16 protein-coding genes are annotated in these 14,105 nt (G+C 68.1%); 5 read left to right on the top strand and 11 right to left on the bottom strand.

Translation table 11 applies throughout. From position 1 onward, the window contains the following. Nucleotides 1-42 precede the first annotated feature (42 nt). Complete coding sequence (locus AB0K34_RS08265; protein ID WP_364546554.1) at nt 43-921, top strand: LysR family transcriptional regulator; 879 nt, start codon at nt 43-45, stop codon at nt 919-921. 124 nt (nt 922-1,045) lie between these two features. On the opposite strand, the gene AB0K34_RS08260 is transcribed toward AB0K34_RS08265, so the two are convergent. After that, a complete protein-coding gene (locus AB0K34_RS08260) occupies nt 1,046-1,666 on the bottom strand; it encodes an alpha-ketoglutarate-dependent dioxygenase AlkB (RefSeq protein WP_364546551.1) in 621 nt (206 codons plus the stop codon). A gap of 90 nt (nt 1,667-1,756) precedes the next feature. Here AB0K34_RS08260 and AB0K34_RS08255 point away from each other — a divergent pair, with 90 nt between their 5' ends. Continuing rightward, nucleotides 1,757-2,902 (top strand): MFS transporter, encoded by a 1,146-nt coding sequence (locus tag AB0K34_RS08255; protein WP_364546632.1) that lies wholly within the window; start codon nt 1,757-1,759, stop codon nt 2,900-2,902. 346 nt (nt 2,903-3,248) lie between these two features. On the opposite strand, the gene AB0K34_RS08250 is transcribed toward AB0K34_RS08255, so the two are convergent. The 6 genes from AB0K34_RS08250 to AB0K34_RS08225 all read right to left on the bottom strand — a co-directional run bounded on the left by AB0K34_RS08250 (nt 3,249) and on the right by AB0K34_RS08225 (nt 7,962). Next, entirely contained in the window at nt 3,249-4,115 is an 867-nt protein-coding gene (locus tag AB0K34_RS08250; RefSeq protein ID WP_240807798.1) for a helix-turn-helix transcriptional regulator, read from the bottom strand. A gap of 142 nt (nt 4,116-4,257) precedes the next feature. Further along, a complete protein-coding gene (locus tag AB0K34_RS08245) occupies nt 4,258-5,295 on the bottom strand; it encodes an XRE family transcriptional regulator (protein WP_364546547.1) in 1,038 nt (345 codons plus the stop codon). A gap of 16 nt (nt 5,296-5,311) precedes the next feature. Beyond that, complete coding sequence (locus tag AB0K34_RS08240; RefSeq protein ID WP_364546545.1) at nt 5,312-5,968, bottom strand: hypothetical protein; 657 nt, start codon at nt 5,966-5,968, stop codon at nt 5,312-5,314. A 50-nt stretch (nt 5,969-6,018) separates the two neighbouring features. Beyond that, a complete protein-coding gene (locus AB0K34_RS08235; protein ID WP_364546542.1) occupies nt 6,019-6,807 on the bottom strand; it encodes a glutamate ABC transporter substrate-binding protein in 789 nt (262 codons plus the stop codon). 75 nt (nt 6,808-6,882) lie between these two features. Continuing rightward, nucleotides 6,883-7,485 (bottom strand): hypothetical protein, encoded by a 603-nt coding sequence (locus AB0K34_RS08230; RefSeq protein ID WP_364546539.1) that lies wholly within the window; start codon nt 7,483-7,485, stop codon nt 6,883-6,885. Between the two features lie 24 nt (nt 7,486-7,509). After that, entirely contained in the window at nt 7,510-7,962 is a 453-nt protein-coding gene (locus AB0K34_RS08225; protein WP_364546537.1) for an SRPBCC family protein, read from the bottom strand. Between the two features lie 56 nt (nt 7,963-8,018). Here AB0K34_RS08225 and AB0K34_RS08220 point away from each other — a divergent pair, with 56 nt between their 5' ends. Next, a complete protein-coding gene (locus AB0K34_RS08220; protein ID WP_364546534.1) occupies nt 8,019-8,885 on the top strand; it encodes a sigma-70 family RNA polymerase sigma factor in 867 nt (288 codons plus the stop codon). Nucleotides 8,886-9,634: 749 nt separating this feature from the next. On the opposite strand, the gene AB0K34_RS08215 is transcribed toward AB0K34_RS08220, so the two are convergent. Both AB0K34_RS08215 and AB0K34_RS08210 read right to left on the bottom strand, forming a co-directional pair. Continuing rightward, nucleotides 9,635-9,814, bottom strand: a complete 180-nt coding sequence (locus tag AB0K34_RS08215; protein WP_364546531.1) for a DUF397 domain-containing protein — start codon at nt 9,812-9,814, stop codon at nt 9,635-9,637. Then, nucleotides 9,814-10,590, bottom strand: a complete 777-nt coding sequence (locus tag AB0K34_RS08210) for a DUF5753 domain-containing protein (protein ID WP_364546529.1) — start codon at nt 10,588-10,590, stop codon at nt 9,814-9,816. Before AB0K34_RS08210 ends, AB0K34_RS08215 begins: the two co-directional genes overlap by 1 nt. 198 nt (nt 10,591-10,788) lie before the next feature. Between AB0K34_RS08210 and AB0K34_RS08205 the strand changes: the two genes are divergently transcribed. Both AB0K34_RS08205 and AB0K34_RS08200 read left to right on the top strand, forming a co-directional pair. Then, nucleotides 10,789-11,526 (top strand): ATP-binding protein, encoded by a 738-nt coding sequence (locus tag AB0K34_RS08205; RefSeq protein WP_364546526.1) that lies wholly within the window; start codon nt 10,789-10,791, stop codon nt 11,524-11,526. Nucleotides 11,527-11,657: 131 nt separating this feature from the next. Then, a complete protein-coding gene (locus AB0K34_RS08200) occupies nt 11,658-11,852 on the top strand; it encodes a DUF397 domain-containing protein (RefSeq protein ID WP_364546524.1) in 195 nt (64 codons plus the stop codon). Nucleotides 11,853-11,966: 114 nt separating this feature from the next. Here the strand turns inward: AB0K34_RS08200 and AB0K34_RS08195 are convergent, their stop codons facing one another. Beyond that, on the bottom strand, nt 11,967-12,179 hold the full coding sequence (locus tag AB0K34_RS08195; RefSeq protein WP_364546521.1) for a DUF397 domain-containing protein: 213 nt from the start codon (nt 12,177-12,179) through the stop codon (nt 11,967-11,969). Between the two features lie 75 nt (nt 12,180-12,254). Continuing rightward, nucleotides 12,255-14,105, bottom strand: coding sequence for a DUF1998 domain-containing protein (locus tag AB0K34_RS08190; RefSeq protein WP_364546519.1), 1,851 nt, complete (start codon nt 14,103-14,105; stop codon nt 12,255-12,257).

Below are 14,105 nucleotides of genomic sequence, written 5' to 3'. Positions count from 1 at the left end.
GAGCGGCGGCGCGTCCAATACCTGCCGTGATTACCTCTGGCTATGGACGTCCATTTGCGGGATCTGCGGTACTTCGTGGCGGTCGCCGAGGAGCTCTCGTTCACCCGCGCCGCCGAGCGGCTGTTCGTGTCGCAGCCGGCCTTGAGCAAGCAGATCAAGCAGCTTGAGGAGCATCTGCGGCTGCGCTTGTTCGACCGCGACCGGCGGAGCGTCGTCCTCACTGCGGCGGGCCGGGCTCTGCTTCCCGCGGCGCGCGACATGCTGTGCGCATGGGACGAGGCGCAGCGCGCGGTGAGCGACGCGGCGGCGGATGAGGCGTCCGTCCTGACCGTGGGCATGTCCACGAGCGTTGGACGCGGTCTCCTCGCGGGCATGCGGGAACGGTTCGCAGAACGCCGTCCCATGTGGAGGATCCGGTTCCGGCAGGTCAACTGGGACGACCCCACGGCCGGTCTGGCCGATGGGGACGTCGATGCCGCATTCGTGTGGCTGCCCATCCCGAGCCAGGACGCATTCAACGTTCACGTGGTCGCCGAGGAGCCGCGCTATGTGGCGCTCAGGGACGACCACCCGCTGGCCGGACGCGACACCATCGCGTTCGATGAACTCCTGGACGAACCGTTCCTAGCGCTGCCCGATGGGGCGGGCCCCTTGCGCGACTTCTGGCTCGCGATAGACGAACGTGGCGGGAAACCCGTCAAGGTGGGGGCGGTCGTCTCCAACGCCGACGAGACGTTCGCGGCCGTCGAGGATGGCAGCGGCGTGGTGCTACTGGCCTCCGGCAACGCCGCCATCTATCGGCGTCCAGGCATTGTGGCGGTGCCGGTGACGGGCTTGTCGCCGTCCAAGCTGGCCTTGGCGTGGCGGGCCGATGACCACCGCAACGTCATCAGGGACCTCCTCCATGCCGCCGGTGCGTGACCTGGGCATGTCGGAGCCGCGTGGGGTGTGGGCGGCCGGGGGGCGGGGCCGCATGTCGTGGTTCCAGTGCCCCCTGTCCCTGGCCGGCCCGGACAGGGGGACAAGAAGGGGACAGGGGTGGTGTCTAGCGGACGCCGCGCGGGCGGAACTGGATGCTGATGCGAGGACCGGTCACGCGGGCGCTCTTCGGGATGGCGTGCTCCCACGTCCGCTGGCAGCTCCCGCCCATCACGATGAGGTCGCCGTGGCCCAGCTCATGGCGGATCGTCTGGCCGCCGCCACCGCGCGGGCGGAGCAGCAGGCTTCGCGGCGTGCCGACCGACAGGATCGCCACCATCGTGTCGTGCGTCGAGCCACGTCCGATGGTGTCGCCGTGCCACGCGACACTGTCGCGGCCGTCCCTGTACAGGCAGAGACCGGCGGTGCGGAACGGCTCTCCCAGTTCGTCGGCGTAGTGGTCGTCGAGCGCCGCTTTCGCCTCGTCCAAGACGGGATCGGGGAGCGGGGCACCTTCGTCGTAGAAGGCCAGTAGGCGCGGTACGTCCACGACGCGCTCGTACATGCGCCGCCTCTCCGCACGCCATGGGACGGACGTGAGCAGCCGCTCGAACAGGGCGTCCGCGCCGGGAATCCAGCCCGGCAGGACGTCCACCCAGGCGCCGTGGGCCAGCCGTGTCCGCCGCGCCGACGCCAGCGGGCGCGGGCCGCTCTCGTCGGTGCAGTCCAGCAGCGAACCTTGGAACATGTCGCCACTGTACCCGTTTCACTCAAACATGTGTTCGATCATGATCGGTAGCGTGTTCTGTCGGTGGCGGACCGTAGCCTTCGCGGCGTGATGAGAGACCTGCCGCGTTCGGCGAAGGCGCTCGTGTGCGTCCGAGTGATCAACCAGCTCGGCGCGTACGTGATGTCGTTCCTCGCCGTGCTCGCGGGCCCCGGTCTCGCGGCGGCGGCGCTGGCGGTCTTCGGGGTCGCGGCGCTGGTCTCGCGCTGGCTCGGCGGCGTCCTGCTCGACAGGTTCGCCCCGCGCACTCTCATCGTCCTCGGTCTCACTTCGACGGGGTCGGCCCTGCTGCTCCTCGCCGCCGCGCGGGGCACGGGCCAGGTCTTGGGGGCGGTCGCGCTGGTCGGCCTGGCGTTCGAGATTTACGAGCCCGCGACGCAGGAGTCGCTCGCCCGGGTCGGCGGACGGCGCGACGACCTGTACGGGCTGCTCGGCACGTTCACGGTGGCGGCCGGGGCGATCGGCGGCCTGCTCGCCGCCGTGCTGCTGCCGCTGGGCGCACGCTGGCTGGCGGTCGTGGACGGCGCGACATGCCTGCTCGCGGCCGGGGTGGCGGCGTTCTTCCTGGCCCGGGACCCACCGGCGGAGACGGAGGCGCGGGGCGTCCGATGGCGGCCGTCCCGTCGGCTGCTCCGGCTGACCGCGGCGAGCACGGCCTTCGGGTGCGGCTATCTGGCCGTGCTGATGTTCATGCCGCTCGTCCTGCTCCAGCGTGGTGCGCCGGCGTGGCTGCCCGGGCTGACGCTGACCGGAGCCGCCCTGCTCGCGCCTCTGACCGGGTTCCTCGGACGCCGCCGCTTGGACGCGTTCGACCACGAGCACGTCCTCGCCATCGGGTGTGCGGTGCTCGGCGCCCTCGCAGTCGTGCTCGCCGCCGCTGGGCGGTCCGTGCTGCTCACGGTGGCGGCGTATCTGGCCTGGGCGGTCACCGACAGCGTCTTGCAGGGGCGCTGGCAGGCACTGATCGCCGACATCGCGCCCGAGCCGGAACGACCGCGCTGGTTCGCGTTCTTCGGCTCGTCGTGGGCGGTGGCCCAATCGGCCGTCCCGGGCCTGGTGGCGCTGGCGGGCGCGGCGATGCCGGTCGGCGCGGCCGCCTTCCTGCTGACCCCCGCCTTCCTGCACCGCCCAGGCCGCCGCCACTCGATCGACCCCCGCGCGAGAGACCCCGCCGCCACGGCCAACCAAGCCGCCTGATCTAGGCGACCCGGACGACGGGAGGGCAGCTGGCATGGCCGACCGACACACCTGACCAAAGCGCCATCGGCGACCGGTGACCTGCGGATGGAAGGGGGAGTTGGGCCGTTGGACGTGCCCGCTTCCGTCGGCCTCCCGGCGGCGCGCGGCGGTGGGACGGGACGGCGGGCACAGGGAGGGCGGGCACCGGGACGGGGGGTTCGAGCGGCGTCCGCGCTGGAGCGTCCATCGCGCGCGGAGACCCGGAGCAGCTGAAGAACGAGGCGCCCGGTCGTTTCGGCGGGGGCCGGAACCAGGTCGGGCGGTCGCCAGAGAGCCGAGGGGAGGAAGGGGGAGGGGAGCGGGCTCAGAAGTCGCTGAGGAGGTCTTTGAGGAAGGTGGTGGTGCGGGCCGGGCGGGCGGCGCGGATCGCGAGAAGGTCCATGATCTGCTGGTAGCGGGCGGCCTCGTCGCCTTCGGGGTAGCGGGCGCCGGTCAACTGCTCCAGGTAGACGACGTCGTCCAGGTCGTGCTCGGCGAACCGGACGATCGTGATGGGCCCGCCGAGGGCGACGTGCCCGCCGGCGGCGAACGGCAGCACCTGCAGCCGCACGTTGGGCATGCCCTCCGACATGGTGATCAGGTGCTCGATCTGGGCGCGCATGGTGTCCGGCCCGCCGATGGGCCTGCGCAGCGCCGCCTCGTCGAGGATCGCCCACAGCGTCGCCGCGCCGAGCGGGCGGTGCAAGATCTCCTGCCTGGTCATCCGGACGGTGAGCCGCCGTTCGAGTCCGTCGTACGGGGCGTCGTGGTGTTCGAGCCCGATGACGGCGCGCGCGTAGTCGCGCGTCTGTAAGAGGCCCGGGATGTACTGCACCTCGTAGGTGCGGATCGTCGCCGCCGACTGCTCCAGCCCGAGGTACTGCTCGAACCAGCTCGGTGTGACGTCGCCGTAGCTCTGCCACCAGCCGGGCTTCTTCGCCTCCCGGACGAGGTGGATGAAGCCCGCGCGCTCGTCCTCGTCGTGGACGCCGTACAGGTCGAGCAGGTCGAGGACGTCGCGGACCTTGAAGCCGTGCCGTCCCAGTTCGAGCCGGCTCATCTTGGACGCCGACGAGCGGATCGCGTCCCCCGCCTCGGCCCGTCCGATGCCCTTGTCCTCCCGCATCCGCCGGAGCCGCGCCCCGATCTGCATGCGCAGGGCCGTCGGTCCCGCCTGCCGATTGTCCAGCACAAGATCTCCAGAGGTCTCGTACGTCCTGACAACCCTCGGAGGGTCTCACAGGCTCCGACGGGCGTGCAGGAAACCTACGGACAGAGGTATGTAACTCAGTGACGCGATGGCCTGGGCATACAGGACCATTTCCGGTGCAACGTCATCGCGTCGGAACCAGCAGGTCAAGGTCGCCCCGCGGTACCCGCGCCCGCTCGGCGACCCGGTCGCGGTCGGTGCCGGCCTGCCCGACGATCTCGATCGCGCGGGTCAGCATCGTGGGCTGCTCCAGCGCTCGCGCCGGCCCGGGCTCGTGCCGCCGCCAGCCCCGCGAGCTCATCGTGCTCATCGCGTTCCGGTACGCGGCCTCCTGCATGATGCCGAGCGTGCGGGACCGGTAGAGGAGCGCCGCGATGCTGACGCCCCACGTCGCCTTCAACCGGCCGAGGCGCTCCCAGTCGGCGGTGCCGGGCAGTTCGCCCGCGATGTCCTGCTCGGGCATGAGGAACTCGGCGGCGAACCGGTGCGCCTGGTCTTCGACGACCTTCTCGCCGGGTTCGGCGTCGGCGTGCATCACCAGGTGCCCGAGTTCGTGGGCGGCGTCGAACCGGTTGCGCCAGTAGTCGCCCTTCGCCGGGTTGAAGAACACCATCGGCCTCGGGTGCACGCCCACGCTGAACGCGTCGACCCGCTCCGCCGCCCGCGGCAGGACGAGGACGATCACACCGTGCTTCTCCAGCAGCCGGACGACGTGCGGCACCGGCCCCGCCTGCTCCAGCAGGGCCTTGCGGGTCAGCCGCGCGGCCTCGATGGGGCCGGGCCCGGCGATCTCGTCCGGCGACACCGGGTACTCCGGCAGGTCCACTTCGGGAAAGTCGACGAGGTCTTCGAGGGCGGCGACGACATCGGTCGCGATGCGCCCGTAGGCGAGGGCCTGGTCGCGCTCGATCTGGCTGGTCGACCGGAGCGACCGGAAGTGCGCGCCGTCCAGGGACACGGGGCTGCGCCCGCCGTGGAAGAACGCGACCGGGACGCCGAGCGCGATGGCGAGCCGTTTCAGCGTCATCTCGTCCGGCCGCTGGACCCCCGCCTCGTACCGCCCGATCGCTTTCGGCGTCGTTCCGACGGCGTCCGCGAGCTGGTTCTTGCGCAGTCCCCTGAGCCGCCGGGCCAGCGTCAGCCGCTCGCAGTCGAACAGCACCCTGCGCCACCCTTTGCTAAGCCGTCTTCGTCTCCCCGCGAAGCCGCATGGGGACGTCTTCCTGATCGTCCCGATCGTCCCAGAGCGGCAACGTTCGCTCGACGAGCTTACGACGTGGATCAGGCCCGAGGGTGTCGTCCACCTGCTTGATCCAGTGCCAGGCCGTGCCGCCGTCCGCGTTCCACCTGGGGCGGCCCAGGAAGAGCTCCATTTCGAGGGGCTCTTCACTCGCACTGTGCGCGAGTACCAATGTGACGACGCCGGGCGTGTCGTGAACGTCCAGCCCGAGCGGCAGCGCCAACTGAGGGTCTTCGACATATCCCTGCCGCGCGACGGCCTGCTTGGTGGGGCTGGCCCGGTCCCACCGGATCGCCCGGACGTTGCCGAACTCGTGCCGCTTCAGCAGGACGCGGTAGCGGCCGCACCGCCACCCCGGCGAGCCGTTCAGATCGTCCCGGACGACGTATTTCGCCAGCTCGCCACGACCGAAGACGCTGTCGAGGGCGCTCGCCAGCGTTTCGAACGCGCCGACGCCGTATGTCCGCTCCTTGAACCCCGCCGTCCGGCTCAACGCGTTGAACAGCGCAACCGTCGCGTCCCGGTGGGCCTCCCGCACCGCATGCAGGAAGCCCACGGCCAAGAGCTCGTCCCAAGCAACCCGGTCTTCAGCCACCCGTCCACTGTAGGCAGAGGCACTGACAGTCAGCCCCCGAGAAGGACTCGCTATGAGCAGCCTTCGAACTGCGGCACTTCCTCGACCAGCTTCAACCCGCTGGACCCGAACCACTTGCGCAGCAGCCAGCCGGCCGTCCCGTCCTGGTACATGGTGGTGATGGCCCGGTTCACCGCCTCGCACGCGTCGATGTCGCCTTTCCGCATCCCGATGCCGTAACGCTCATCGGTGAACGGCGCGTTGACGATCCGCAGATCCGGTGCCGCGAACCCCGCCAACACCAGGTCACCAGTGGAAACGGCGTCCACATCGCCTCGGCGCAGTTTCGCCACGCAGTCGCTATAGGACGACCCCGGAACCAGCCTGGTACGGATACCGAGCCCGCTGACCACCCGTTCGGTCGACACGGACCCGCTGGCCTGGCACATCTTCCGCCCGGCGAGGTCGCGGACGCCGCGAATCCCCGTCTCGCCCCGCCGCACCATGACGTCCTGATGGGCGACGTAGTAGGGCCCGGCGAACGTGACGAGCGTGGCCCGGTCCGGTGTGATCGAGTACGAGGCGAGGACGAGGTCGACCGAATGCTCGTTGAGCTTCTCCTCGCGATTGTCCGACCTGACTTCCTTGAACGTCACACGCGAAGCCCCGAGCCGGCGGGCGATGTAGTAGCCGACGTCCACCTCGAAACCGCGGAAGACACCGTTCTCCTTGCGGCCGAGTCCCGGCTGGTCAGCCTTGACGCCGACGACGATGACGTCCTTGCCGGGAATGGAGGCGCTCGCCGTGGCGCACCCGGCGAGGCCGATGAGGAGGGCCGAACACATCAGGATGTGGCGCACAGCCCATGGCTATCGCCGCGACTCGACCAGGAAATGAACGCGAGAAGGCCGAACCGCTGCCGGCGGATGGCCCTATCACCGCCTAATTGGCCGGTAAGTGGCGAAGAGCCGAACCTGCCGAAGCCGGGGCTCCGGACCGTTCCGCCCTTCCCGCACCCACAGGGCATGGACGGTCAGCAGTACGAGCTGCCGAGCCCCGAAGAAGAACAAGGCGGCCAACGGCAGTTCGCCGAACAACGCCGTCGCGAGACTCAGCGCGAACTCGCCCGATCCCCAGGAGAGCCAGACGTCGAACCAGGCGTCGCAGACGAGCAGCGTCCCGCTGACGATCTGCCCGAAGATGGCGATCTGCAGCCGTTTCCAGAGAGCGAATGCGGTGCCCGCGATCGCCAGCGTCAATCCGGCATCGAAGCCGATCCAGGCGACCGCCCACCGCTCGGCCGTGAAGTGCTGCGGGAGCGTGAAACCCAGAACGACCGTCCAGGGAATGAGCCAGGCACAGCAGCCGACCAGCAGAACCAGCGCATACACGCGACGCCGCCGGTTCTGGGGCTCGTCCAGCGGATCGAGGTCTTCTGCCGCGATGAGCGCCCGCAGCAATTCGGTGCGCTGCTCGGCGGAAAGCTCCCGCACCTCCTCAGGCGTCAACACCGCGCCCACCTCCATCCACGCGCGCACGTCACCCGACGTTAGGCGTGCCTCCTATCCGTCGCCCTCAAGCAGTTCCTTCAAACGCTGATGGCTCGCCGGCGCGACCTTCGCCGCCATACGCCGCACCATGGGCACCACGGCCGCGGCCATCCCGCGTCCGTCAAAGTCGAGACCGAAAGTCACCCGGCACCGCTCGGCCCCGAGCGGCTCGACGCTGACCGTCGCGTTCGGCCGAATCGGCCCGTCCACCCCCTTCGCCGCCCACTTGCGCGGCGGCACGCACTCGGTGATCTCCTGAGTCATGGACCTCTCGGTGGCCCCGATCTTCCGGACGGTGGTGAACCGCGACCCCACCTGGTCGCCCTCGACCCGCACGTCCGTCACGTCCCGCTGCCACTCGGGGAACTTCGCGGGATCGACCACGTAGGCGAACACCTCGCCGGCCGGCCGCTCGATCTCGATGCTGTTCACGAAGGCTGACATCTCTCCTCCCGAGGCGGTCACATTCGTCCTTCGTCCTCCGTCGTATCTATGACGGACGCCAGGGGAAGGACGTGACGGTGGACGACGAGCAACTCGCGGAACGTTTCGAGGCGAACCGGCCCCGCCTGGCGGCGCTCGCGTACCGGATGCTCGGCTCGCCGACCGATGCGAACGACGCCGTCCAGGAGGCGTGGCTGCGCCTGAGCAAGGCCAACGCCGACCGCATCGAGAACCTCAACGGCTGGCTGACGACGATCGTCGCCCACATCTGCATCGACATGCTCCGTACCCGCAGATCCCGCCGGGAAGACCCGTACGACGAGCGCCTCCCCGAACCCGTGATCACCCAGGACGGCACCGACCCCGAAGAACAGGCGCTCCTCGCCGACGCCGTGGGCGTCGCCATGCTCGTCGTCCTCGACAGGCTGACGCCCGCCGAGCGCCTGGCCTTCGTCCTGCACGACCTGTTCCAGATGCCGTTCGAGGAGATCGCCCGCATCCTCGACCGCTCCTCGACGGCGACCCGCCAACTCGCCAGCCGCGCCCGCCGCCGCGTCCGCTCGGCCCCCGTCCCCGACCCCGACATGACCCGCCAACGCGCTGTCGTGGACGCGTTCCTCACGGCCGCCAAGACCGGCGACCTGGAGGCCCTGGTCGAGACCCTCGCCCCCGACATCGTCCTGCACGCCGAGGCCGACGGCGAGTTCATCCACCTCCGCGGCGCAAGGACGATCGCCCAACGCGCGATCGCCTTCTCCTTCCGCGCGGAGTTCGCCCAACCAGCCCTGATCAACGGCACCGCGGGCCTGGTAGTGGCAACCGAAGACGAGCCGATCGCCGTAATGGCCTTCACGGTCGTCAACGACAAAATCGCCGAACTAGACATCTACGCCGACCCAACCCACCTAACCCACCTAGACCCAACCCTCTTCACGACCGCCTGACCGAAGGCGCCACCCCACCGACGGCACTGGGCTGGCCCATGCGACACAAGCGACCGCCTACAGGACGAGAGGAGGATCGCTGTACTCACCACCTACGCGGCCGGACCGCCTGCATATGCCCCAGCCTCACTTGGTGCCTGAGCCCCAAACGGCCTCAGAAACTGCCGCAACTGTCGAGCGGAGCCGGCCTCGGCCAGATCGTCCATAAGCAGACGGTGGAGGACAGTCGTCTTCGGGTTAGGTTTCGCATCGCCTCTGGTTCGAGGGGGTGGACGAACGCAACGACCCAGGCCGAACCCACGGCAGCGAGACCTGATGGAGCCGCCACTAGGGCATGGACGTTGCGCTCCGCTAGTAGCATGGCGTCCCAGTGCTGCCGGGTCAGGAAGGCGGCATCACTGCCAGTCCCTCGCCTGGATCCGGCTCACGGTGCGAGCCCACGAACCCCTAAGGCAGGTGGACGAAGCAGCCGCCACTGCCGCTGTGATCGGCCCGAATCTACGAGCGAGCGCCATGAGCGTTCATTCCAAGAGACGGCGGTGGATGTCCGTCGCCCTGATCGTTCGGGGCGTAGCCACCGGGCATGATCTCCGCAGGATTGACGCCGCCGCTGTAGCTCCAACGACCACACGATTCTCTGATCTTCCCTCGGACGAACCCGTCACCACACCGAACGTGTTGCAGCCGCGCGCACGCACGGAGGAGTAAGAGTAAGCAGCACGGAACGCAGTGCCCGCCAGTGGACTTGCCTAGGGCAGGAGCTTGATCCTGCGGACGAGTGTGGCGAACATCCGGGGGGAGAGGTCAAGGTGCCCGCCGTCCGGGTCCTTGCTGTCGCGGATGCCGATGGCGTGAGAGAGTGCAGCAACCTCGACGCATTCGCCACCCTGGTTGGTGCTCTTGCTGCTCTTGCGCCATACGGGGGGCATTACATGGCCTCCATGATCTGCTTGATCAAGTCTCGTGAAAGACCCTTGGGCAGCGCGTGTTGCCCGATCTGGTCATAACGTAGTGCATAGGACGCCACCTCGGCGGCGCTCGATGCGAGCCGCCCACCACCCGGCGCCTCGACGTAGGCCACCTCCATGTGCGGCTCGGGCAGCGTCAGCAACATGAAGGCGCCGTCTAGTCCCGGATGATGTCCAACGGACTTCGGTACGACACGAACGCCGATATTCGGCCGGTGTGAAAGGTCGAGGATGTGGGCGAGTTGAGCCTTCATGGTCTCCACTCCCCCGCAGGGCAGCTCCAGAAGGCTCTGAGACAGGAGGAACCAGAAGGTTGGCGCTTCCGGTTTGTCCAGTATCGCCTGGCGAGAGAGCCGCTGTGCGAGCGCTGCCTCCACGTCCGGCAGGTTGCCGGTTGCCAGACCGGCTCTGGCGTAGTCAGGTGTCTGTAGAAGACCGGGCACGAGGTCTACCTGCCATGTCTTGATAACGGACGCCCGGCACTCCAGATCGACATACTGCCTGAACCAGTCTGGATCATGGCCGAGCGTGGCGTACCAAACGAGGAAGCCGAAGATCCCGCCCGTGTCCCATGCCTGGTCGAGCGTGGTGGCCTGCTTCTCATCGAGCTTCAGAGCGCCGGTTTCCAGGCGTGAAACTGTGGACTTCGAGCAGTTCAAGATCTCGCCCATCAGGTCACCCGTGAGCTTCCGCTGCAGCCGACAGAAGCGCAGGTAGTAGGCGATGAGCGCCCACATGGAGGACTTCGGGTCCGGAGACGGGCGATGGGACATCCTGTGCCTCCCATTTTCTCGCTGTTGCAGGAGTTGTGAGCAACTCTGACAAGGCTAAGTTCCGGAGCGCATTCTGTGGCCCAGAGCAAAAAACCTCTGCCCTGCAAGGAGGGTTTCAAAATGGGTCAGATAGTGCAGTCCGGACATATTTCTGTCGGAAACGTGGGCGATATCGTGCGAGGAGGCATGTGTGCGTGGCGGCTCCCCGCGGACGCCAGCTGCGCTTCGGTCGCGCGTTCCCTGCTCACCATCGCCACCACGACGCTCGGGCTGGACGGCGACGCGGCCGACAATGCGATCCTGGCAGCCAGCGAGCTGGCCACGAACGCCCTGAACCACGGCCCACGCGCCGACGCCGACAGCCAGACCGTCCCGCCCGAACTGTGGATCTGGGCAAGGACGACACCGACCCCTCAGTTGGTGGTCTCGGTCTTCGACGCCTGCCGCACTTCCTGGCCTGACACCAAGCCCAGGGACCTACTGGACGAACACGGCAAGGGCTTGAGCATCATCGGCATGCTCGCCGACACGTGGGGAGCCCACCCGTCCCGCTCCTTCTGCACCGAAGGCATCCAGGGCAAGGCCGTCTGGAGTGCGCACCCGCTCCCGGGCCCATGGCCCAACCCGCGCACCACGGCCCCGCCCATGCTCGCCGCCCGCTATCTGGCTTCGGCCCTGACCGCCCGGGGCCTCCCCAACATCACCCACCGCCATGGCAAGGGTGTCTCCCTCGTCACCGTTCCTACAGCCAACGACGAAGAGACGAACGTCTGGATCGACCCAGCGACCCTCAGCTACACCGACCCCACCGGCACCCGCCACCGCCGCCCTATCGTCGACCTGCACGACGCAGCCGAGACCCTGCTCTCCCAAGCCGAACGACGGCTCGGCCTCACTTGAACGCCTCGAAACATCAGGTACGACGGGACGCCTTGCCGACCAGTATCGGCATTGGACTCGCCGCATGAGGGAAAAACCCTCAGCGAGAACAATCCATGCGCGCTCGTCGAGCGGTCTCTGGAGAAGTAGTCATGATCCTGGTGTGGCGCAAGAGTTCGTACAGCGGTGGCGCGGACGACGCGGCATGCGTCGAGGCTGCTGCCGTGCGCGGCGGTGTCGAGATCAGGGACTCCAAGAACCCGAACGGGGAACACCTTTCGATGACGGGCGCGGTGTTCGCCGGCCTGGTGCGACAGGTCAAGGACGGAACGTTCGACCGTCCCTGAGCGCTCAGGGACGGCCCCACAGTTGTGGTTCTCGTGGTGGTGAGTGGGCCAATCGGCATCAACAGTGACGGCGACCCTCAAACGACGCCACCGGCGTTCGCAGAACGAACCTCGTCACATGGTTCCCTTGATACGCCGGACGAGGTTGCGGAACTGCTCCACGCTCAGAGTGAGGTGGTCGGCGTCAGGCAGCTTGCCATCGCGCACGCCGATGACCTCTCCTAGCTGGGCAACCTCGACGCACTGAGCACTCGTGCCCTCCGTTGACTGGCTGCTCTTGCGCATGATGCGGGATTCATGCAGGCCTCCAGGTGTGAGGACGAACATCGGCCTTCTTGGTAGGAGGCACGGCCCGCATAGGGTGCCGTGCCTCCTGGATATGTGAGTCTGGTCGCTGATGTGTCAGGCGGGTCTGTTGAAGAAGCCGATTTCAGGGGCCTCAGGGGTCCCGATCAGGAGGGCTCGGTCGAGGAAGGTGTTGTTGGTCTCGCAGCTCGTTTCCGGGAGGAGCACGCAGGCGTAGCAGGCGGCCAGGTTCAGGCTGTCCGTACCGCCGGCCTCGGTCTCCATGCAGGGCGGGTCCTGGGAACACCAGGAGATGCGGTCGAGCGCGGAGTCGAGGGACGCGCCGAGTCGGTGGGGGTCGCCTTGACCGACGACGCCGCCGAGGCTGCCGGCGGAGTCGCTGGTGGCCGTGTAGATGAGGATCCCCGCCATGCCCTTCGGGCCGGGAGAGCAGTAGATCCGTTCACGTAGGGCTGCGGCCGGATACCCGCAGTCCAGACTCCACTCGTTGATCAGTGCGTGGGCGAGGGTGTGGAGGAGGATGAAGCGCGCGTCGATCGGGGACGCCACATCATCGGCCGTGGGAGTCCGGCCCGCGATTTGGGCGCGCTTGAGCAACTGGGCACTGTGGCTGTCGTTGATGCGCGTTGCTCGGCTCTGTGGTCCGGAGGTCTTCTCCCAGCGATGCAGGCGGTCTCTGTCCAGGGTGAGGAACACGCCTTCGCCGCTGACCTCGATGGCGGGAAGCCAATCGAGTTCCTCCAGGGAGAGCTTGGCCCGACGGACGGACGCCGCAGGGTCGGGCATCTCTATCCGGGTGAACGACTGCAGCGCGCGGACCTCCCGTAGCCGCCGGACCAGCATGACCTTGTCAAGGGCATCGAGGTCGGGTGCGGAGGGATCCATCGGCGCGGGTTCGCATTCGAAGTCATCGTCGCGGGTGACTTCGGACGTCCCATGAGAGAGCTGCTCGTACTCCTTGTGCCGGAGCCGGCTGGAGGCGTCGAGCTTGATGTCTTCTTCATCGGGTTCCTCACCGGCGAGCTTCCGTCGCTCATCGAGCGCGGCCAGCACCTGGGCGACGCTGAACCCCGTTCCGTCAATGAAGGTCTCGATCACCGCCTGCTGAGCCGCCTCGTTGTCTTCGTATTTCGCGAGCTTGTCCATGTGCCTGCTGAGCAGGCGATGGAGGCCCTTAGACCAGGGCGGGATCGACAAGGACGAGCGTTGGACGGGAAACCAGGCCGCAGACGAACCTCGCTGCAGCGTCCGCGGTGGCTCGTCGCAGCCCTTCTCTTCGGAGTATTTGCCCAACCATGGGCGCCTGCCACTGCACTTCACACCGATGGAGGGCATCGCGGCCTTGCCGAAGGCTCCCTCCAAGGAGGCGCTCTTGCCGCACGAGCATTTGATGACGATGGAGCGGAGCGAGGCGCTGCCGCCCGTGCTGTGCAGTGTCAGGCGGTGCTTCTGTGAGGCGTCCTCGGAAGGTGTGGTCCTCTTGTGCACCCAGTCGAAGTACGGGAAGTCGTCCAAATGCCCGTTCGCGCAGGCGACGACGAATCGAGACGGGGTGAGAGCCGTTCCACAGGCGCCGCAGACGCTCCTGTTGGGTGGAGAGCCGAAACGGCCGAATGGCTGAAGGTCCCTGCAGGTACCGCATGAGTACCACTCCGGAAACAGGCGGATCCTGACGCCGTCGCCTGCCGGTGGGCTCGCGGCGGGCGGCAGCCGGAACTCGCGCACGCCGAGCCAATGCTGCAGGTTCGGTTCGTAGACCCGCTCCGCCCTGTCGGCGTTCCAGGTGTCGAGTCCGCTGACGATGAAGGACCGGTCGCCGAGCGCCACCATGGAGCCCACACCGTAGGTGGTGATCATCTGGGTGCGGCGAACCGCGCCCTCGCGAGTGCGCGTGGTCTCCCGGGGCCCGCTCCGGCCCCGCCGGTTCGAGTTGCTGCGCAGGGCCAT

This window comes from Actinomadura sp. NPDC049382 (assembly GCF_040677125.1).
Classification (GTDB): domain Bacteria; phylum Actinomycetota; class Actinomycetes; order Streptosporangiales; family Streptosporangiaceae; genus Spirillospora; species Spirillospora geliboluensis.
Note: the sequence above shows the minus strand (reverse complement) of the source record. Positions and strands in the feature narration are given on the sequence as shown.